Raw genomic sequence first — 18942 nt, forward strand, 5'->3', positions numbered from 1 at the left:
TGTATCGAAGCCGATACAGAGCGGCTACAACCAAATAGTAGTCCATCTGCCGCCGTAGTTGAGGGGGGATATTCCTCTAATTCGGGGGGATAAAATACGTTTCCGGCCCCCTGCGCGTAAAAATATATGATCCGCCCGCCCCGGGAGAAGACGATAGTATCCTCTTGGCAGCTTAGGATCTGCCCTTTTTCCGCTTTTTGGGTAGTCTCCCGGCAGCTCAGGATCTGCTCTTTTTCCGCCTTTTAGGTAGTCTCCCGGCAGCTCAGGATCTGCTCTTTTTCCGCCTTTTAGGTTAGTCTCCCGGCAGTTCAGGATCTGCCCTTTTCCCGCCTTTTGATTAGTCTCCCGTTTGATCAGGAGGTAACCCTATGGCCACTGACTTTTTTGATAGAGAATTATCCTTTGCACAACTTTAGACCGTCTCCCCGCAGCTCAGGAAACTTTTTTCTATTTTTTTTCGCCAGTATTTTTCAACCAAACCATTGATTCAAGAACATATGTTCGGTATAATATGCTTAGGTTCGGACGGGAACATGTGTTCTATATTGTGAAGGGAGCTGAGTTAAGATGCTGGAGTTGATTGAACAATTCGAGAAGAGGTTCGGGTCGTCTGAGGAATGTTACGCCTTTTTGTTTCAAATCAAGTGGCCCGGCGGCTTTGAGTGTCCGATCTGCTCTCATAAGCATTGCTACGTCATCTCGACCCGCAGGCTTCCTCTATACGAATGCCGTGCTTGCCGCCATCAGTCCTCCCTTACGGCCGGTACTATTATGGAGAAATCGCGAACATCGCTGCGCAAATGGATGCTCGCATTGTTCCTGTTTACGCATCCGCTTGTTGAAGGACTAAATGCCGTCAAGCTCGCCGAATGTCTGAACGTCACTTATAAAACCGCCTGGTCGATGCTAGGCAAAATCCGCCGGGCCGTTTCGCGTATAGACGATTGTCAGCCTCTGAACGGCAACGTTGACGTTATTGTCGCCGCTTACTGCCGGCCGCTCATCGGTTCCCTTCTCCCTCATCCGAAGGAAACTCCGGTTGTCGTTGGAGCGAATCTGAACGGGTCCGGTTCTGAAGCTTCCGCCGTAAAAATGAAAATAGCAGACCCCTCGATGCTTCGCGCATCGAACGCCTGCTTTCTGTTTCCCGAAGGAGAGCATTGGTTTGCATCCTGCTGCGCCGCAGAAGATGCTGAAATCCGCTATATTCATCAGCCCATTCGGCATCGGCCGCAAAGCCTGACGCTTCGAATGCTCGCCAAACAAGCTCAAAAGTGGGCCGCCCGAATTTATCGCGGCATTAGCGGCTGCCACTTGCAGTCGTATTTGGACGAGTTTTGTTTCCGTTATAACTATCGTACTCAAGGGATCAGCGCCGAATCGGCTTTCTTAACCCTGTCCCAAGCGAGTGTCGGATTAATTGACGGTGCCGCCAATAAGACCACGTTAGTTGCATAATGCAGCGATTTTTCTTCAATTTCTGCTTCACGGCATGCGGTTGACCACCGTCATGTGACGCCGAGCACCGCGCTGGGAGCTTCGCGTAGCATTTAGCGGATGCCTTTCCTGATCTAACGGGATAGTAACGAAAAGAAGCGGAAAGGCACATAAGGTCACTTAAACCCAAAGGAAGAATTCAAGTTGAAGAGTTGTGGATGTTTATATCGAGTCTGTAAAGGTTCAGGTTCATAGAGGCAATACGTATTCTAAGGCTACGCAAGCTGCATAAACCCATGCTTACTCCATATAATTCGATATTTCGACCAAGTTGCCGTCAGGATCTCGAAGGTAGACAGAGATAATTTTGCCCAGAGCGCCCGTCCGCTCCACAGGTCCTTCCTCGATCGGAACTCCGCAAGCCGTCAGATGCTCTAAAAATGGATCGTTTCCTCGATGTCCCGTACGGTCAGCACCATGTGATCCAGCGATTTGATTTTAAACATCTTCCATTCTCCCTAAACGCGATACCGTAATGGAAAACATAATGCCTTTTACTTCGAAAGCTCGACAAACCCTTCGCCGAATACGTCGCGAACGTCGTGTATCGTCAGAAACGCATCCTTGTCGGCTGCTTTTACGATTTTTTTCAACGTGGCGATTTCCTGCTTGCTGATGACGATGTACAACACTTCCTTGGCCGCTTTCGTATAATAGCCGTACCCCGTCAGCACCGTAACCCCGCGGTCCATCTCCGTCGTGACCTTTTCCGCGATTAGCTTCGGATTGTTCGAAATAATGGTGACGGCCTTCTTCGGGTTAAGGCCCTCAATGATGAAGTCCATCACTTTGGTCCCGATGTACAGCATAATGATCGTGAGCATCAGCCGTTCGGCACCGATAATAAAGAAAGAAGAGCAGGCGACGACCAGATCGAAAAAAAGCAGCCCGTAGCTGACGTTCCAATCCAGATACTTGTTCGTTATGCGCGCCAAAATAACCGTTCCCGCCGTCGTTCCGCCAACCCGTACGATCATCCCGATTCCAACGCCGGTAAAGACGCCGCCAAAGATGGCGTTGACGATCAGCTCGTCGGATTGGATGTTCCAGCTTTCGGTCAAATGAAGAAACAACGAATGGAAGGCAATAACGATAATCGTGTATATTGTGCTTGTTTTATCTAAAAACTTATAGCCGATCAACAGCAGAAAGGAATTAATGATCAGATTCACGAGACCCGGCGACCAGTCGAACAAATAATACAAAATAATGGTAACCCCGGTTACGCCGCCTTCGCCAAGGTCGTTAGGAATGACAAACAGGTTAATGGCAAGCGCGAATATAAACGCCCCGGCAATAAGATGCATGACGTCGAATATACGTTTTTTCATCGGATACCACCTTTAATCTTCACGGCATGGAACGTTCTGCAGCCCCGTTCACCCCCGTAATTCTACCAAATTAAAAACGTTAGTCAACACCAGCGCATTAGTGCAATAACATGGTAAACAAGGCATGTAAATAGAAACAAGCGCAAATGCAAAAGACAAAAATCCCCGTCATTGCCGCGATGGCAGGGGGATTTTGTTTATTCCAAATTTTTAACGGTTGCCGAACGTAGACACGAGTGCAATCCGAGCATTATTTAATCTCATTTAGGGAGCTTATACCGGTACCATGCAGCCCCCGTCAAGACGATGCCGATCACAAGGGCGGCAATCCAGCCGTCAGCGGAACCGGTCGTACTCGAATTCTCATGCGTCTCTTCCGATAACGGAATTTCCTTTCCTTGCAAGTAACCCAGCATGACGGAAGCGACCGATGTCTTGGCCGAAGGCGAGCAAAGCGGGTTTTCCCATTTGCCGTCCGTTTTGCTCAGGAAAAATAAATACTCCTCGCCGGGTTCGCTTGGTCCGTCCAAAGCTCCCCAGTTCGGATCTTCTTTGACGACGAGCGTGTGTTCCGTAACGCCTTTGTAGCTTTGGAGCACCGTCAGCTTCACCCGGTTATGGTCGCCGCTACGCTGTACGCTTTCAACGCGGGCGGTCACGACACCGTCGTAACGTTCATACGCTTCCTCTACCGAAGGAATTTCCGCACAAGATAATGCCCATACATCCGTTGGTTTAAGCAGAATTGCCATCATTAACGTGAATAATAATACGGCTGTTTTGCGCATAACGAATCCCCCCTCCTCTCCAGACGGCAGCAGAAGGCCCAAAGGTTGCTTTAACCTCTTAATGTTTCATTGTATGAACAATCGCCCGGTTTGTGACCGGTTCTTGAGGGCCTGGAGTGAAAGGGCACCCGCATTGGGCGAATGAGCGCGGACGATTTCAGATTCCCCTGGAAATCTATGGACAGAACCCCGCCAGTAAAATCGCCGCAATAAATATAAGCTGCAGCACGGACCGGATAAATAACTTCGGTACGGGACGCCCTCCGATCGTCATGTTCTCCTTCGCCGCGCGTACATTGGCGGGAAACATCGCGACGAGCAGCACCGTTAATCCGATCGAAGCCGCCTGCGAGGTAGCCGGGAGCAAAATGGCGACAGCTCCCGCGATTTCCAGCAGCCCGGTAACCGATACGATCAAGTCCGGTCGGGGAAAAGCCGGCGGAACCATACGGATCAAGTCCGGACGCCGCTTGCCCCAATGCGCGGAGGCGGCGAGCAGCAGCATGACGGCTACCGCTCCTTGCAGCGGAGTTTGCCAGCCCTCGAAATGGTTCATGCCGAGCAAGCCCAACGCTTTAAACAACAGAAAAGATACGACAAGCGCATAAAACGGTATCATCTTGCGTTCCCCTTTCCTCGACTTGTTATCAAGCTTGTAAAATGCCGGCCATAAAAGAGGCGATATCTTGCGCCTTGAAGGAAGCCCGCGCAAACGGAATGGAGGAGCGAACGCGCATGCCGAGCGTCAAAAGCACGAACATCTCGGCCGTCCGCCCGGGATCGACCGATGCCGGAATGACCCCGCTCTCCTGGCCGATTTCAATCCATTTCCCGGATAACGACACCGACCGCTCGTAATACTGCTTGAGCGCTTCCGCGACAAGCGGCTCTTCCTCCTTCCCGAGCAAATACATCAGCACCTTGTTCGATATGTCCTGGGCGTTGTCGTAGGCCGTAATGCTTTCCGCGATTTGCCGCATCGGCTCCTCGAATGTCCGGCGGCCATCCCCGATTTCCTTCATGAACCGTTCGTTCGTCTCCTCAAGACGCTCCTCAAGCACTCGAACGAAAATTTCGTCTTTGCTTTTCACATAGTGAAAAATAGCTCCCTTGGACAATCCCGAACGGTCCATGATGTCCTTCATCGTAATCGAATGGCAGCCTTTTTCCTGGATCAGCTCTTTGGTCGTATCCAGCAACAGCTTAAACGTCTGCTGCCTGCGCTCCTCTTGCTTCAAGTTTCAGCCCTCCTCATTTCCATTTTTTTCTGCTGCTCTCATTATAAAGACCGACCATCGGTTTGTAAATACAACAATATAAAGCCGGTTATGATGAACCATACGCCAAGTTGCACTGGCTATTAACCGACTTTTGCAAAGGCGGCCCGATTTCGGCCTCCTGCAGCGACTCTCCAACGATGCACCGTTTAGTCTTGTTTATATATGTCCTTCAGGATTCCGGAGCCGATTCCGGCAACGACCATGAGAATCAAAGGTCCGAAGTTCCAGAGAAACTGCCCGCCAATCAATGTCATGTCCAGTGAAAATGCTTTGTTCAGCAGGAGGACGCCCAGTTTGATCAAAAGCAGAACGACGCCGGCTAAAAACAAAACGTCGAACGTAAACTTTAATTTCGGGTAAGCCAATTGTTTGCTGTCTTTAATCACTTTCCTTGTCAACTCCTCGTCGCTTCTTAGTAACTCATCGATGGTTAAACCGAACAGATCGCTCACCTTAATAATGATTTCAATGCTCGGATAGTTCTGGCCGTTCTCCCATTTCGAAACCGACTGCCGGCTTACAAACAGCTTCTCGGCCAGTTCCTCTTGCGACCAGCCTCTTTTCTTTCTTTCCGTTTTTAGCTTCTCTCCAAAAATCATTGCAGCAGCGCCTTTCCGTAATTGATAAACCAATCATGAAATAACCGCCTGCAAAAGTAAAGACCGCATTGGTTGCGCGGCCCCGCAACCCGAGGTTGCCGCCTTATTTCTAAAAGCAAAACCGGTTCCGCTGCCGTCATGGACGGATGACAGAACCGGTTATGGAGCGGCAAGTCAATAACGATTAATCGTTAATTGGCTAGCTCGACGCAATCGTATACCCAGCCCGCGCTTAACCAGGGTCCTAAATCGCTGGGGCCGCTAATCGGCCTCCCCCTTGAAGTCAGACATCTGGGTTTAAGTTTCTTTCATGAAATTGGCTTTCGGATAGTAGAAACTTAAAGCCGAGACTCGCTCTCAAGGGAATTCTCTTTCTCCATTCCATTTGGCTTAGTCAAGGTCCGAAGAGAATTTGGCTACTCCCCCGCTCCCAGCAAGTAATCCGTCGGATTCTTACATTCGCTATAATCGCCGCTACCTTCCCCGGTTCCGCATCCGGATACCCAATAACCTTCAATCGGAAGCTCGTCATCGTCGATTTTAATGACATCTGTTAGACTGACTCGAAATTTGTCTCTGTCTTTTATTCCATAATTCACCAGCGTGCCGTCCGACATCAGCTTCAGCTTGATATAAGGATACTCGCCGCCCTGATGCGAGATTACGTTATGCAAATCGGCAACTTGTTTGAAAAAGTAATCGGACATCATTTGACGGTCGTATTGAATCCATTCATCCGTAGTTATGCGCTTGAGAACAAGGGATTGATCCTGCGCGTTATATTCGGCATCCGTATGCACATAGCCATCCTGACCGCGATCCACTATGGTAAAAGACAGCTCTTTCAGCTCGCCTTGCTCACTGAGAACCGCTTCGTATTCGGAAAGCCTTGCTTGTTCGCTTACCGCCGCCTGAGCCACGACGCTTTTCCACAGCCCGCCCGGCCCAATCTCCTCAATGGAGACATCGCGGACGGTCATTTCGTCGTTCATCCGGTTAACCGCTCCCGCTAGCGAAGGCTGCAAAACCTGCAACGCATAGACCAACAAACCAAGCAGAGCCGCTTTGCGCTTAATCGCGTCGTTCGGCTTCGCTTTCCGGAAAAATAGCATATAAAAGGCAAAGCCGAGGGGAAGCTTCACGGCATTGATCGAGAACGTAAAGGCGCCCAGCAGCATATAGCCGACAAGCTTCCATCCGAGCGTCCGCTCCTGTTCGCCGCGTCGCCGGTACAGAACGATCAAATACAGCCATAGTCCGGCCGCCGCCAGGGAGAATAGCCAAGTTACCCACGGAGTCCCCGTCAATTGCCGATACCCGTATAAGTTATAACCCGAAAAACGAACATAAGCGCCTTGCTCGAACCGCTCCCGGTAGGAGTCGTCGATGAAAATAGCCGATTGGTTCGACGGCCCGCCGCCCGCCCCGTAGCTCCCGCCAAGAATGTCTTTCCCTTCCGAATCCGTAACGACCCAATTGCCAAAATCGCCTGACGAAAAGGAACCGTCGGAATTGATATAATCCGTTAATAACAACTGCCCGGATCCGACATTCGGATTCGGTACGGCATCGAGTTGAATAAAAAAATCGTCCTCCCGCTTGCCGACCCTCTCCAATATAATCCTGGTGCCGAACTTCTCTTCAAGCACAAGGTTCAGCTCGTTCTCTTCGCCGTCCCGCTCCGGAATCCATTCCGGCTTCAAATAGAACTCCGTCGAGACCTGCTCCTTGATCAGCGATACCGAATACCCGTCCCGATTAACGATCCGCTCATATACCGCTTCGCTGCGATAATAGTAAAGCCATGCGCCGGCCAGCAGCAGCACAATCAAGGCCGCGCCTGCGACCGCTCTCCACCGTTTCAACCCCGTCACCACCCTCCAAAGGATTAGACGCGACAGGTTAGGAGGAAGTTTCTATAATGCCAAAAGTGGATAGTCTTGACGATGCCCCCTTCGTCATCAAAGACTATCCACTCGATCGTCATTCGCCCCGGATTTGACTCCACATCGTGACCATGTCGATCCAGCCGCGATGCTCGGCGATCTTGCCGTTTACGACTCGATATCGACGGTACAGCGTGACGTCAATCGTATTGCCCGTAGGCGCGGTTCCAAAGAACATGCCTTGATGCGTGCCTTTTACCGACATTTTCACAAGCACTTTATCTTCTTGGCCGATCATCTCTTCCACGGTATAGCGTTTATCGGGAAAGGCCTCCAAAATCGTGGCGGCGAATTGTTTCAAGCCTTCCTTGGATTGATAAGAGAGCTCCTGATAATCGGCCGACAGGAACCGGTCCACGCACTCCAAGTCGCTTTCGTTCCAAAAGGCCTCGATAAACGCACTTACCGTCTCGATATTGCTTTGTTCCAACGTTTTCATTTTCAACCTCTCCTTATAATGTGGTATAAACTTACCGGGCTAAACCGCCCCTGATCGGCCGTTATTTAGCTTGGATTTGCGGCAAAAGCGTGCCGGTGTCGAACCAGCCGCGATGCTCGGCGATTATTCCGTTCACAACCCGGAATTCGCGAAACTGCGTCGCTTTAACGGTTTTGCCCGTAGGCGCGTGACCCGCAAAAGGGCCGGAATGCACGGCCGTCATCGCGATTCTTGCGATGACCTTGTCGCCTTGAGCAAAAGTTTCGCCCACGGCATACCGCCGATCGGTAAAGGCCTCAACGAGCTGCGGCGCAAAAAATTGATCGGTTGTCTCCACCATACTCCGATTCGCCTCGTCCTCCAGAAACGCAGTCACCGCTTCCGCATTTTGTTGTTCCGCCGTTTTCATGCTATCCATCTCCTTTTTAATTATTTCTGTTGATTTCACACATAAATGTGACTTTTAGGTCACATATCGATCAAAAAAAAATGACCATTTCATCCGTTTGCAGCCGCAGCCGCTGCAGTCAACTTCCGGGTCGTCTCCACGAAACGATTAACGGCGGAAAGCACCCTCTCCCTTACTCCCTCGTCTAGCGGTGCTCCGTCGGGACCCAATCCGCCCGACCCGTATCCGATCGAAATCCATTCCGGGCAGTTGATGCCGTGCAAATTGCGCACAATCGTCTGCAGATGCGTAAGCGAGCTTACGCCGAGCGGGCCGCCTGCCGAGCTTACGGAAAGGACAGGTTTGCCCGCGACTTGGTCCGCCTGCACATAATCCAAAGCGTTTTTGAGCGCTCCCGAGATGGAGCCATGGTATTCCGGCGTCGCCAGGATCAATCCGTCCCCGTCCGCGATTGCTCCCAGCATATGCCGAACGTTCGGATGAAAGTCCCAATTATCCGGCGTAAATAACGGCAGCGGCAGCTCCGATAAATCGATAAAGCTGACCGAAACGCGATCGGCTTTCAAAAGGGTTTCCATGTACTTAAGCAAATTCGTGCTTGTTGCGTTCGCGCGGTTGCTACCTGCAATCAACGTCACTTTCATCTTCAACATCACCTTTCATTATCGAATGTTTGGTTGCGGCGAAAGGATTTGCATGCCGCCGGCTGACAAACAAATCCGATTGCGTTATTATGTGACTATAAGGTCACGTTTATTGGTTTTATAATACGTTACCTTAAGGTCACATGTCAAGCGGTTAAAACTGTTTTTTTCAAAAGGCTGTGTTATATTACTTTTAACTGCCATCTTATGCCGGGGAAATTGTAAGGGGGTGTTCCGTTGGAAAAGGATGTCTTCAAAGCGCTCGCCGACCCCAGCCGCCGCAAGCTGCTGGATCTGCTTTACGCCTCGGATGGGAGAACGCTTAGCGAGCTTTGCGTCCCCCTCGATATGTCCCGCTTCGGCGTCATGAAGCATCTTAATATATTGGAGGAAGCCGGGCTCATTACGACAAGGAAGGTCGGCCGCGAGAAGCTGCATTATTTGAACGCGGTGCCCATTAGGCAAATTTACGAGCGATGGGTAAGCAAATACGCCGAACCGTGGGCGGCCGGATTAACGTCGCTTCAAACCGAACTGGAGGGTGAAACGAATATGGATAACAAACCGCGGAATGTAAACCGGATCGCGATTAAAGCCAAGCCCGAGCAAATATGGCAAGCCCTGACCGATCCCGCCAAAACGTCGAAGTTCTGGTTCAACTGCGCCGTCCGGTCTGCCTGGGACATCGAAGCGCCATTCGAGCTGTGGAGCGGAGAGGAGAAAAAAGCGGAGGGCATTATTCTCGATATGGATCCTCCGAATAAACTCGTCTTGAGCTGGCGCTTCGTTTCGTTTCCGGGCATGGAAAACGACGCCCCGTCGCGCCTTACTTGGGAGATCGCTCCGCATGCCGAGCTTCAAGGCGTGACCCTCGTCACCGTGGTGCATGACGAATTCGAACAAGCTGCAAACACCGCAAAAATACTCGAAAACGGGGTGCCGATCGTGCTTTCGGGCATGAAGACGTTTCTTGAAACCGGGGAGGAGCTCGCCGTCGGCCAAGCGTAACCGCCTTTCGCCGTCCTCGGGCGGCAAAGCTCATCTTTCGCGGTGAAATAGAGGCCAGGCAGCGTGAACCGATGCCGTTCCGGTGCTGCCCGCACCCTAATAAAGCAAACAACCGCTCCCAATGAAGCGGTTGTTTGCCTTTTATGGAATCGGAAGGATCGCAAAGTTGTCGTAGCTCGTTTCGTTCAGGTATGTGCGCAGTCCGGCTTTCCCATGCGTGAAAGGATTGCCGCTTCGGTCCGTATAGTCGATAAGCGGATGCTTCATATCGTCGACATACACTTGAATGCGGGCCCCTTGCGCAACGACTTTCATATGCTTCCATTCGCCCGGTTCAACCTCCAGCGGTACGCCGGTCAAATACGTCCAATTGTAATTGAATTTTCCGAGATGTACGCCGTCTTTATTCAAATACGCGACATACCCTTGCAAGAAGTCTGCGCTGTTCTGTCCGAGTTCCTTGCCGTGTGCCGGATTGTTCACCCGGAACAAAATGCCTCCGTCCCCCGTTCCGCTGACGAGCTTGATATCGGATTCCACGCTGTAATCCGACCAATTGCTGTCCCCGATGACCGTCTTCGCAAAGCTGCCGACAGCGGAACGATATTCGCCGGAGCGGACATTCGGTTGCTCCTGCAGCGGATCCTGACGGACCCGAATGGTGCGGAAATCGAATTCCCCCTTCACCGTTTCGGCCTTCAACGTATGTCTGCCGGCCGGCAAGTAGACGCCTTGCTTGGTCGTCGTTGTCCAGTTTTCCCAGGAGCCGGAATTCGGAATATTCACCGCGCCTGTCAGGTCGGTCCCGTCGTCCAGCCATAGACGAATTTGTCCGCCGTCGAGCGTCGTGGCCGTCACGAAATCGATATCGTATTTGCCCGCCTTCGCGATGTCCACATTATACGTTAACCATTCGCCGGTTTGATTCCAGCCGACGTTATAGTCCCCGCCCGCATTGCGGCGGATATCTACCGCATCTGCCCGGTATTGATCTCCAATATTGTCTGCAGTCAGGTCGTGATAACCGGCACCTTCGCCGCCGGTTCGATAATCGGCCGCGGGGATAACGCCCGGAAGCGAATGCGGTTCGTCAAACCGGGTGAAGGACATCCTTGTCATATCGAACTCCCCTTGAACGACCTCGACCTTCAACTCGTGTTCGCCTGCGGGAAGCCGAATCCCCTTTTGGGACACCGCCCGCCATTGATCCCAGCTGCCGGTAGCCGGCACGTCGAGAATGCCGGTTAAATCGGTTTCATCGTCAAGCCAAAGCCGGACCTGCCCGTTCTCGAAAGTCGTAGCGGCCCATAAATCGAGATCGTACGAACCCGCCTCCGCTACGTTAATCTTATACTTCAGCCATTCGCCGGTCTGATTCCATCCTACGATCGGGTCGCCGCTGGCCGCCAGACGAATATCGACGGCGTCGCCGCGATATTGGCCGCCGATATTCGCCGAAGTCGCATCGTGGTAACCGACGCCTTCGCCCCCGGGCATGTAATGCTCGGTTTCGATAATGCCCGGCACGCGATTCGGCCGGTCGAAGCTCGTAAAGCCGATGCCGGCGAAATCGAACTCCCCTTTGATCGTCTCCGCTTTCAGCGTATGCTTGCCGGCCGGCAAACGAACGCCGGATGCTAGGACAGTCACCCAGTTGTTCCAGCCGCCGGTATTCGGGATATCGACGATCCCCGTCAAATCGACGGTATCGTCAAGCCAAAGCCGAATTTGTGCGCCTTCGAATGTTGTGGCAATTGTAAACTCGGCGTTGTATATGCCGGCCTCCGCAACGTCGATGTTGTATTTCAGCCATTCGCCCGTTTGGTTCCAGCCGACATTGTAACCGCCGCTGACAGGGTTTTCGCGGATGTCGACCGAATCTCCCCGGTACTGGCCCCCGATGTTTTGGAGCGTATTGTCGTGATAACCTATGCCTTCGCCGCCCGCGATATAACGGACCGTATTAATGAAACCCGGTACGGGGTAATAGACGTCATACCCGGAACTATCCTCCGCTTCTCCCGACCGGATGCTCCAGAACCCTTCGAACGGTTCCCAGCCTTCGTCTTGGCCTTGATTAAAATTGTCGCGTACAACAGGAACGCCGTCCGCCGCTTGATGGAAGGTCAGCTTGTCGAAGGAGGCCGTTCCCGCAACGGCTTCGACCCTAAGAATATGCTCGCCGGCAGGCAAGGACACCTTCTTCAATTGAGCCGTATTCCAGCCCCCGCCTTCGGCGTCCGGCTCCAGGCCAAACTCGCCGAGCTTGCCGGAATCGTCCAGCCACAGCCGAATTTCTCCTTGACCGGCAGCATCCCGGTAAGAAAGGTCGATATCGTATCGCCCTGCCTCCGCAATATTAACGCGGTAGTTCAGCCATTCCCCCTGCTGAAATTCCGAGACATGAAAGGATCGGTCGGAAGACCGTTCGGTTTCCACCCCCTCATGGCGATAAGAGTCCCCCGTGTCCGCCGTAAGCTCGTGATACCCGACTCCCTCGCCGCCGGACATATAGTGCACGGCCTCCACGCTGCCCGGTATCGGCTTCGCGGCGTCATAATCGCTGCTGCCGTTCACCTCGTTGCTGAACGCAACGAAGCCGAAGTCCGCCTGCGCATCCTGCGCCGCATAACCGATTTTCCCTCCTCCCAGCTCGATATTGCGCGTTTGCTTAAGCATGTTATCCACGTAAATCGTAAAGGCCGTTCCGGCTTTTTCCACCCGAATGTTATGCCACTTCGTATAATCGTAGCCCTCCGGCAGATCGCTTAACTCCCATCCTTGGTCGACGCCGCCCACCCGGAACTGCGTTTCCAGCCGGTTGTCCGCGGGATTCAATACGGCGATGCCGTAGTTGTTCTCGTCCGTATAGGAGAATACAGCCCCGTACTTCGGATTCGCGCTTGCGCCCTGTTCCGCCTGCTTCATATTGAACTCCGCGGTGTAATCGCTGCCGGAGGAAGCGTTCGAAAGCTGCTTGTATACGCTGTCGCTGACGGTTTCCTGCGATAGCACGCCGTCTTCGACCTTCCAGCTGCCTCCGCCTGCGTTCGTCCATGCCGTATCGAGCTCGGATGCATCGAAACGATCGTAAAAGTCGGGCATGTCCGGATCGGGCTGCTCGGTCGCCGTAGGGCCGAGAACCGTCATGCTGTCGCCGTTGAACACGATCCGGTCCATATTCAGATGCCGAAGCGGACCGACGATGCCATGGCCTTCCAGATTATGATAGACGATATAGCGCGCGTCCAGGTTCGGCCCCACGACAACCGTGTTATGGCCAAGACCGACGGTCGGCCCTTCGGCATCGAGCAGGATCGGATTTTCCGCCCCGCCCGTAAAGCCGGATATCGGACTCGAGCTGGTTGCGTAATCGACCCGGTATCCTTTGCTGAAGACGTGGTTGCCCGTATAGGTCATATAATATTTGCCGTTTCTCTTAAATACGGTGGGACCTTCCGTCCACCCCTTCATGCTGGCGCCGGTATCGACGCTGCTGCCGATGGAAGTCGGGCTTTCCATCGGGGCGGCCAGAATGCTTCCGTTGTTCGCATGATAGAAATACCACGAGCCGTCATCGTCGATGAAGACATGGCCGTCGATCGTATGGCCCAGGTTGCCGGTTTGCACGGTGAAAGGCCCGGTCGGGCTCTCGCTGCGCAGCACATAATGACCGTTCCCCGCCGGAGAGGTGTACATATAGAAATAGCCGTTCCAATACACAACCTCCGGCGCATAGGCGCCTTTCGTTACCGGATCGGTCGCGCACAAGCCCTCGTAGGTCCAATTCACAAGATCGGGAGAGCTCCATACCTTAACGCCGGCATCGGTATCCCGCGTGCTGACGTATAAATAATAAAGGCCGTTAAATTTAAGCACGTAAGGATCGCCCAAGCCGTATTGTCCCCACTCGTCCTCGAGCGCCGTCGGGTTTTTATACGCCAATCCAGCTTGCGGAACCAGAACAAATAAAAGCAGCAAACAAAGACAAGAAGCCAATCCTCGTTTCAACAGAATCGGTCACCCCATTCTTCGCTTAGGAAAGATTAATGGCACGAATTACATCGAGCGGGATCTTGGGCGTGCGGTCGGGCGCCAACAAACCGTTCACTTCCTGCTGAACGTCCGTCACTTGCGTATAGCAATAGCCGCAAATATAGTCCACCGCTTTGATCGCTTGCGTAATTTTGCGGAAACGCTCGATAAACTCCTCCTCCGATGCAACCTGATTCCCGTAGCCCCAGCCTTTTTCCGTTTTAAACGCAATGCCGCCGAATTCGCTTACGATGATCGGCTGCCCCCGGTACTCATACCCTTCGGCCATCGCATACTTCCCGTTATTGAAAGCTATTTCGCTCTGCACGATCGCTTCTTTGTCCGAATACCTGGCCAGGAACCGTTCCCCCGACTCCTCGTAATCGTGCAGCGTAATGATGTCGGACACCGTATGCTCCCAACCGTCGTTCGTCACGACGGGGCGGTTCGGATCGATCGTCTTCGTCAAATGATAAATGGCTTCCGTGAATGTCTGCTGCCGGGAATCGCGCAAAATATTCGGGATCCCCCACGATTCGTTGAACGGAACCCATGTAATGATGCTCGGATGGTTATACTGCTGCCGGACAATTTCCAGCCACTCGTTGCTGAACGTCTCGACGGCTTCGTCGTTGAATTCGTACGTTGCCGCCATTTCCGACCAGACAAGCAGCCCCTTGACGTCGCACCAGTACAAGAAGCGGGAATCCTCGATCTTCATATGCTTGCGGACCCCGTTATACCCCATGGCGAGAATCTTATCGATATCTTCGACGAGGGCATCCTCGGAAGGAGGCGTCAAATGGCTGTCGGGCCAATAGCCTTGGTCCAATATTAGCCGCTGGTAGATCGGCGTATTGTTGAGCAATACCTTCCCCTTCTCGATCGAAATCTTCCTCATGCCAAAATACGAATACACGCGATCGACGATCGTGTCTTCGCGATACAAGACGAATTCGACGTCGTACAGATGCGGATGCTGCGGCGACCACGCGCGCAGCTTCCAAGGTCCATTTGCTTCGTGGCGCATATCGACGTCCAATCGCACCCACGAACGGTCGATCGCCGCGCTGAATTGCTTCACCGGTTTCCCCTGGAAGCTGATGCGCGTTTCCAGCCGAAGAGGGGCTTGCCCGAAATCTCCCTCCACCTGATACTCGAAACGGACGGAGGTACGGTCAAGATCGGGGGTCATTTTAACGGATTCGATATAGGATTCGTTCACAACCTCCAGCCATACCGTCTGCCAGATGCCCGTTGTTTGCACATAAAAGCATTCAAAATTGTCGTCGATCCAGCGCTGCTTGCCGCGAGGCTGCGTACAGCTTTGACTGTCCTCGGCCTTGACGGTCAACCGGTTGGCGCCGCCGAATGCGATATACGGGGTAATATCGAAGGAAAAAGCCGCATATCCCCCTTGATGCCGTCCGACATAAACTCCGTTGATCCACACTTTCGCTACGTAGTCGACCGCTTGAAAATGCAGAATCACTCTTTTCCCTTCCGCTTCTTTCGGAATGTCCAGTTCTCTCTGGTACCATACATACGGATGAAACGTTTCTTCCCCAATTCCGCTCGCCTTTGTTTCATACGTAAAAGGAACTTGAATTTTCCGGTCGCCCGGGAAGCTGTCCGGCCAATTGTCCCGCTCGCCGATATTCCCGTCATCGAAACGGAAATCCCACTCTCCGTTCAAATTCAGCCATTGATCCCGGACGAATTGCGGCCTCGGGTAGTCTTTGATATACATGCGAGTTGTCATGTCTAATCTCCCTTTTCTGTATTGGATGGATGGTTAAAGCGAAAGAGGCGGAGCTTATCCTTTTATCCCCGACAAGCTGATCCCTTTGACGATTTGCCTTTCAAAAATAACGAAAAGAGCGACGATCGGAATGGAGGCAATCGCGTTGACGACCATCGGTTTCACGTAATCCTCGGAATATTGGCTCATTAATGTCGGGATGCCCATCGGAAGCGTGAACATATTATCGTCGGTGATCGACAGGAACGGCCACAGAAAGTTGTTCCACGAGCCGATGAAGGTGAGGATGGCCATGGATGCGAGAGCCGGCCTGGTTAAAGGCAGCATAATGTTCATAAAAATCCGCCAGGTTCCCCCTCCGTCCATCTGCACGCTTTCGATCAGATCGTTCGGCACCCCGTCGAAGAAGCTCTTCAGAACGATGACCGCCACCGGAGAAGCGAGCGAAGGAATGATCAAGCCTTGGTAAGAGTTCAGCAGATCCATATCCTTCGCCACTTGGTAAAGCGGGATAATGGTAGCTTCGCCGGGAATCAACAACCCCGCCAGCACAACGAAGAACATCAAGGAACGATAACGGTACGGCACCTTCGACATGGCGAAGCCGGCCATGGCGGCTACGGCAACCGTCAGAACCGTCACGAACACGGCGACGAGAAAGCTGTTGGCCATCCATTGGGTCAATTTCGTATCGAGCAGAATCTGCTCGTAGACCGCGAGCGAATACGGAGGCTTAAACCAGTCCAATACGGTGACGATTTTCATGCCTTCTTCTTTAATGGAGACGACCAGCATCCAAACGATCGGCGCGGCGAAAACAAGCGCCGCGAATCCGGAAACAATGCGGTAAACCCATTTCATCACGCTTGCGCCCCCTTCCGGTTATTGAGCCAATACTGCAGGGCGGACAGCGCGAGCAGAATGATGAACAGCACATAGGACATCGTCGCGGAATAGCCGAGATCGTTCTCTTTGAAGCCCGTTTGGTAGATCAGCTGGATGATCGGCCGGGTCTGATCGAGCGGCCCGCCCCCGGTAATGATGTAAATCTGCATGAACACCTTGTAGGAGGCGATGATCTGCAGCATGGCGATCGTCTTCGTAAGCGGAGCCAAACTCGGCAGCGTAATGTTCCAGAATACTTGCCGGTCGTTCGCGCCGTCCAGTCGGGCGGCTTCGTAGATTTCGTCCGGAATTTCCTGCAGGGCCGAAAGGTACAATATAAAATTAAAGCCGACGGTCCACCATAACGTAATGAGGGTTACCGCAATCCAAGCCAGGCCCGTTTCGGTCAGCCAGAAGATCTCCCGATCTCCGGGAAGCAGGCCGATTAAGTGGAGAACCGAGTTGACGAGCCCCGTATAAGGCTGGAAAACGAACAACCCGAGATAGGATGCCACCGCGACGGACAGTACGCTGGGAATAAAGAAGACGCTGCGGTACAGCTTTTGCAGGCGCGACTTCCGGTTCGCGATCAAGGCCAGCGCGATGGCGAGCACGATCATGGACGGAGTCGTCAGCAGAACGAATATCGTCGAATGCCAGACGGCTTCCCACACCTCGTTGTCCTTCAGAACCTCCCGGTAATTATCCCAGCCGACAAAATCCATCTTCTTGATGAGGGTCCACTTGTAGAACGACATCTCGATCCCTTTGATCATGGGCCATATGGTGAACAAAGCGTATACGGCCAAAAACGGAAGCAAAAATAAAAGCGCCTGCACATCCGCTCTCAGCGACTTCATTTTCATCTGCGCTTCACCCCGTCTTTCCCTAATCGGCTCGCAAGCCTGCAGACCGTGGCCGCAGGCTTGCGGGAGCCGTTTATTCGAAAGGCTTATTCGTCCAGAACCTTCTGGACCGCAGCCTCCAATCGATCCATCGCTTCCGCCGGCGTCATCTTGTTCGCCCATACTTCATTCAGCAGCTTGAAGGAAGCGTTGTCGCGGATTTGCCAGTTCTTCGTGGAAGGCTTGTTGAACTTGACCGTGCTTGCGACTGCGGCATAATCGCTGCGGTACGGGAGATCCTTGAACTCTTGCTTCTCCAGCACGGAAGGCTTCGATGGAATATGCCCCGCCTTCGCCCATACTTGGCCGTTCTCCGCAATCCAATCCGCGAAAATCATCGCCGCTTTGCGCTTTGCGGGATCTTCGTTTTTCGTGACGGGCAGGATGATCGTATGGGAGTCGCCCCATGTCGCTTCCTGACCGTAAAATTTCGGAATCGGCATCGCGCCGAATTCAAGCCCTTTGGTCGATTCCCAAGTTCCCGTCGCCCACACCCCGGTCATCATAATCGCCGCCGTCCCGCTCTGGAAGTTTTTGTAGAAGTCGGGGTCGTTTTTCTTGATGTACCCGTTCGTGTACAGCTTCTGGATATAATCCGCCGCTTGAGCGCCTTTTTCTTTGTCGATAGCCGCGGTTTGCAGATCGTCGGAGATGATGTCGTTGCCGCCTAATTGAGAATACAGCGCCCACCATAACCGGTAAGGATCGTCGTTGGAGTTGGATAAGGCGAAAGGGGTGACTTTGGCCGGAAGCTTCTCTTTCAGCGCAGCGAGGAATTGCACGAAGCCGTCGGCGGACTGTTCAAGTACCGGCTTGCCGTCCTCTCCCAGCAATCCGGCATCCCTAAGCAGCTTTTTGTTGTAGAACATGATGAACGGATGAGTATCGATCGGCACCGCATAATGCTTGTCGTCCACGACGGTTGCATTCAACAGGTTCTGGTTATACGAGCTCCAGTCCACGCCCGCCGCTTCGGCGGCATCGTCAAGCTCGGTTACGACGCCTTGGTCGATGAGGTCGGGCAAACGGGACGTATGGGAAATGCCGATATCCGGACCGCTCCCGCTTCCGACTGCGGTAATTAATTTGGTGTAATATTCGCCCCAGACCAGCTTCGTGTTTTTCACTTGAATGTCCGGGTGGGTTTTGTTGAATTCATCGATAAGCGCCTGCATGTTGTTGCCGTCGCCCCCGTCAAACAAGGTCCAGAAGCTCAGGTTCACCTTCTCCCCGCCGCTGTCCGCCGTATTCCCGGAAGCTTGGTCCTCCGAGCCTGGCGATGCGTTATTGCCGCCGCTATTGCCGGCGTCGTTGGCGCCGGTATTCGCGCTGCTTCCGCAAGCGCTCAGCATCATCGAGACGGAAAGCAGCAACGACAAAACAACTAAACCGATCCTTCCTTTATGCACAACTT

At 52.9% G+C, this 18942-nt stretch carries 16 protein-coding genes and 1 pseudogene; 2 read left to right on the forward strand and 15 right to left on the reverse strand.

What is annotated here, in order from left to right:
* Positions 1 to 567: 567 nt before the first annotated feature.
* Entirely contained in the window at positions 568 to 1458 is an 891-nt protein-coding gene (locus tag ACFSW5_RS09070; RefSeq protein ID WP_379271674.1) for a transposase, read from the forward strand.
* Positions 1459 to 1737: 279 nt separating this feature from the next.
* On the opposite strand, the pseudogene ACFSW5_RS09075 reads toward ACFSW5_RS09070, so the two are convergent.
* The 10 genes and pseudogenes from ACFSW5_RS09075 to ACFSW5_RS09120 form a co-directional block, all read right to left on the reverse strand.
* Positions 1738 to 1875 (reverse strand): annotated as a pseudogene (locus ACFSW5_RS09075) (VOC family protein); the annotation flags it as partial.
* A gap of 116 nt (positions 1876 to 1991) precedes the next feature.
* Positions 1992 to 2828: a YitT family protein gene (locus ACFSW5_RS09080; protein WP_379271676.1), complete on the reverse strand. Its 837-nt coding sequence runs from the start codon at positions 2826 to 2828 to the stop codon at positions 1992 to 1994.
* Positions 2829 to 3088: 260 nt separating this feature from the next.
* Entirely contained in the window at positions 3089 to 3616 is a 528-nt protein-coding gene (locus tag ACFSW5_RS09085; protein WP_379271678.1) for a hypothetical protein, read from the reverse strand.
* Between the two features lie 175 nt (positions 3617 to 3791).
* On the reverse strand, positions 3792 to 4235 hold the full coding sequence (locus ACFSW5_RS09090; protein WP_379271680.1) for a DoxX family protein: 444 nt from the start codon (positions 4233 to 4235) through the stop codon (positions 3792 to 3794).
* 28 nt (positions 4236 to 4263) lie between these two features.
* Positions 4264 to 4854 (reverse strand): TetR/AcrR family transcriptional regulator, encoded by a 591-nt coding sequence (locus ACFSW5_RS09095; protein ID WP_379271682.1) that lies wholly within the window; start codon positions 4852 to 4854, stop codon positions 4264 to 4266.
* A gap of 188 nt (positions 4855 to 5042) precedes the next feature.
* A complete protein-coding gene (locus tag ACFSW5_RS09100) occupies positions 5043 to 5495 on the reverse strand; it encodes a helix-turn-helix domain-containing protein (protein ID WP_379271684.1) in 453 nt (150 codons plus the stop codon).
* 416 nt (positions 5496 to 5911) lie between these two features.
* Entirely contained in the window at positions 5912 to 7360 is a 1449-nt protein-coding gene (locus ACFSW5_RS09105; protein ID WP_379271686.1) for a hypothetical protein, read from the reverse strand.
* A 118-nt stretch (positions 7361 to 7478) separates the two neighbouring features.
* A complete protein-coding gene (locus ACFSW5_RS09110) occupies positions 7479 to 7880 on the reverse strand; it encodes an ester cyclase (RefSeq protein ID WP_379271687.1) in 402 nt (133 codons plus the stop codon).
* A 61-nt stretch (positions 7881 to 7941) separates the two neighbouring features.
* The gene (locus ACFSW5_RS09115; protein WP_379271690.1) at positions 7942 to 8289 is read right to left on the reverse strand and encodes an ester cyclase; all 348 of its coding nucleotides are present in this window, start codon (positions 8287 to 8289) and stop codon (positions 7942 to 7944) included.
* A gap of 89 nt (positions 8290 to 8378) precedes the next feature.
* The gene (locus tag ACFSW5_RS09120) at positions 8379 to 8933 is read right to left on the reverse strand and encodes an NADPH-dependent FMN reductase (protein WP_379271693.1); all 555 of its coding nucleotides are present in this window, start codon (positions 8931 to 8933) and stop codon (positions 8379 to 8381) included.
* Positions 8934 to 9170: 237 nt separating this feature from the next.
* On the opposite strand from ACFSW5_RS09120, the gene ACFSW5_RS09125 reads away from it, so the two are divergent.
* Positions 9171 to 9941: an ArsR/SmtB family transcription factor gene (locus ACFSW5_RS09125; protein WP_379271695.1), complete on the forward strand. Its 771-nt coding sequence runs from the start codon at positions 9171 to 9173 to the stop codon at positions 9939 to 9941.
* A 141-nt stretch (positions 9942 to 10082) separates the two neighbouring features.
* Here the strand turns inward: ACFSW5_RS09125 and ACFSW5_RS09130 are convergent, their stop codons facing one another.
* The 5 genes from ACFSW5_RS09130 to ACFSW5_RS09150 form a co-directional block, all read right to left on the reverse strand.
* Positions 10083 to 13952 (reverse strand): carbohydrate-binding protein, encoded by a 3870-nt coding sequence (locus tag ACFSW5_RS09130; RefSeq protein ID WP_379271697.1) that lies wholly within the window; start codon positions 13950 to 13952, stop codon positions 10083 to 10085.
* A 25-nt stretch (positions 13953 to 13977) separates the two neighbouring features.
* Entirely contained in the window at positions 13978 to 15738 is a 1761-nt protein-coding gene (locus ACFSW5_RS09135) for a glycoside hydrolase family 2 protein (protein WP_379271699.1), read from the reverse strand.
* A gap of 54 nt (positions 15739 to 15792) precedes the next feature.
* Complete coding sequence (locus ACFSW5_RS09140) at positions 15793 to 16599, reverse strand: carbohydrate ABC transporter permease (protein ID WP_379271833.1); 807 nt, start codon at positions 16597 to 16599, stop codon at positions 15793 to 15795.
* Positions 16599 to 17489 carry a carbohydrate ABC transporter permease gene (locus ACFSW5_RS09145; protein ID WP_379271701.1) on the reverse strand — a complete coding sequence of 297 codons (891 nt, stop codon included), beginning with the start codon at positions 17487 to 17489 and terminating at the stop codon, positions 16599 to 16601. The genes ACFSW5_RS09140 and ACFSW5_RS09145 overlap by 1 nt, the downstream gene beginning before the upstream one ends.
* Positions 17490 to 17575: 86 nt before the next feature.
* A complete protein-coding gene (locus ACFSW5_RS09150) occupies positions 17576 to 18937 on the reverse strand; it encodes an ABC transporter substrate-binding protein (protein ID WP_379271704.1) in 1362 nt (453 codons plus the stop codon).
* Positions 18938 to 18942: the final 5 nt, after the last annotated feature.

Source organism: Paenibacillus thailandensis (genome assembly GCF_042685365.1).
GTDB lineage: Bacteria > Bacillota > Bacilli > Paenibacillales > Paenibacillaceae > Paenibacillus_AP > Paenibacillus_AP thailandensis.

Excerpts from the sequence above, each read along its gene's own strand:
- ACFSW5_RS09070 (WP_379271674.1), top strand. The coding sequence starts at position 568 with ATGCTGGAGTTGATTGAACAATTCGAGAAGAGGTTCGGGTCGTCTGAG.
- ACFSW5_RS09080 (WP_379271676.1), bottom strand. The coding sequence starts at position 2,828 with ATGAAAAAACGTATATTCGACGTCATGCATCTTATTGCCGGGGCGTTT.
- ACFSW5_RS09085 (WP_379271678.1), bottom strand. The coding sequence starts at position 3,616 with ATGCGCAAAACAGCCGTATTATTATTCACGTTAATGATGGCAATTCTG.
- ACFSW5_RS09090 (WP_379271680.1), bottom strand. The coding sequence starts at position 4,235 with ATGATACCGTTTTATGCGCTTGTCGTATCTTTTCTGTTGTTTAAAGCG.
- ACFSW5_RS09100 (WP_379271684.1), bottom strand. The coding sequence starts at position 5,495 with ATGATTTTTGGAGAGAAGCTAAAAACGGAAAGAAAGAAAAGAGGCTGG.
- ACFSW5_RS09110 (WP_379271687.1), bottom strand. The coding sequence starts at position 7,880 with ATGAAAACGTTGGAACAAAGCAATATCGAGACGGTAAGTGCGTTTATC.
- ACFSW5_RS09115 (WP_379271690.1), bottom strand. The coding sequence starts at position 8,289 with ATGAAAACGGCGGAACAACAAAATGCGGAAGCGGTGACTGCGTTTCTG.
- ACFSW5_RS09120 (WP_379271693.1), bottom strand. The coding sequence starts at position 8,933 with ATGAAAGTGACGTTGATTGCAGGTAGCAACCGCGCGAACGCAACAAGC.
- ACFSW5_RS09135 (WP_379271699.1), bottom strand. The coding sequence starts at position 15,738 with ATGACAACTCGCATGTATATCAAAGACTACCCGAGGCCGCAATTCGTC.
- ACFSW5_RS09140 (WP_379271833.1), bottom strand. The coding sequence starts at position 16,599 with ATGAAATGGGTTTACCGCATTGTTTCCGGATTCGCGGCGCTTGTTTTC.
- ACFSW5_RS09145 (WP_379271701.1), bottom strand. The coding sequence starts at position 17,489 with ATGAAAATGAAGTCGCTGAGAGCGGATGTGCAGGCGCTTTTATTTTTG.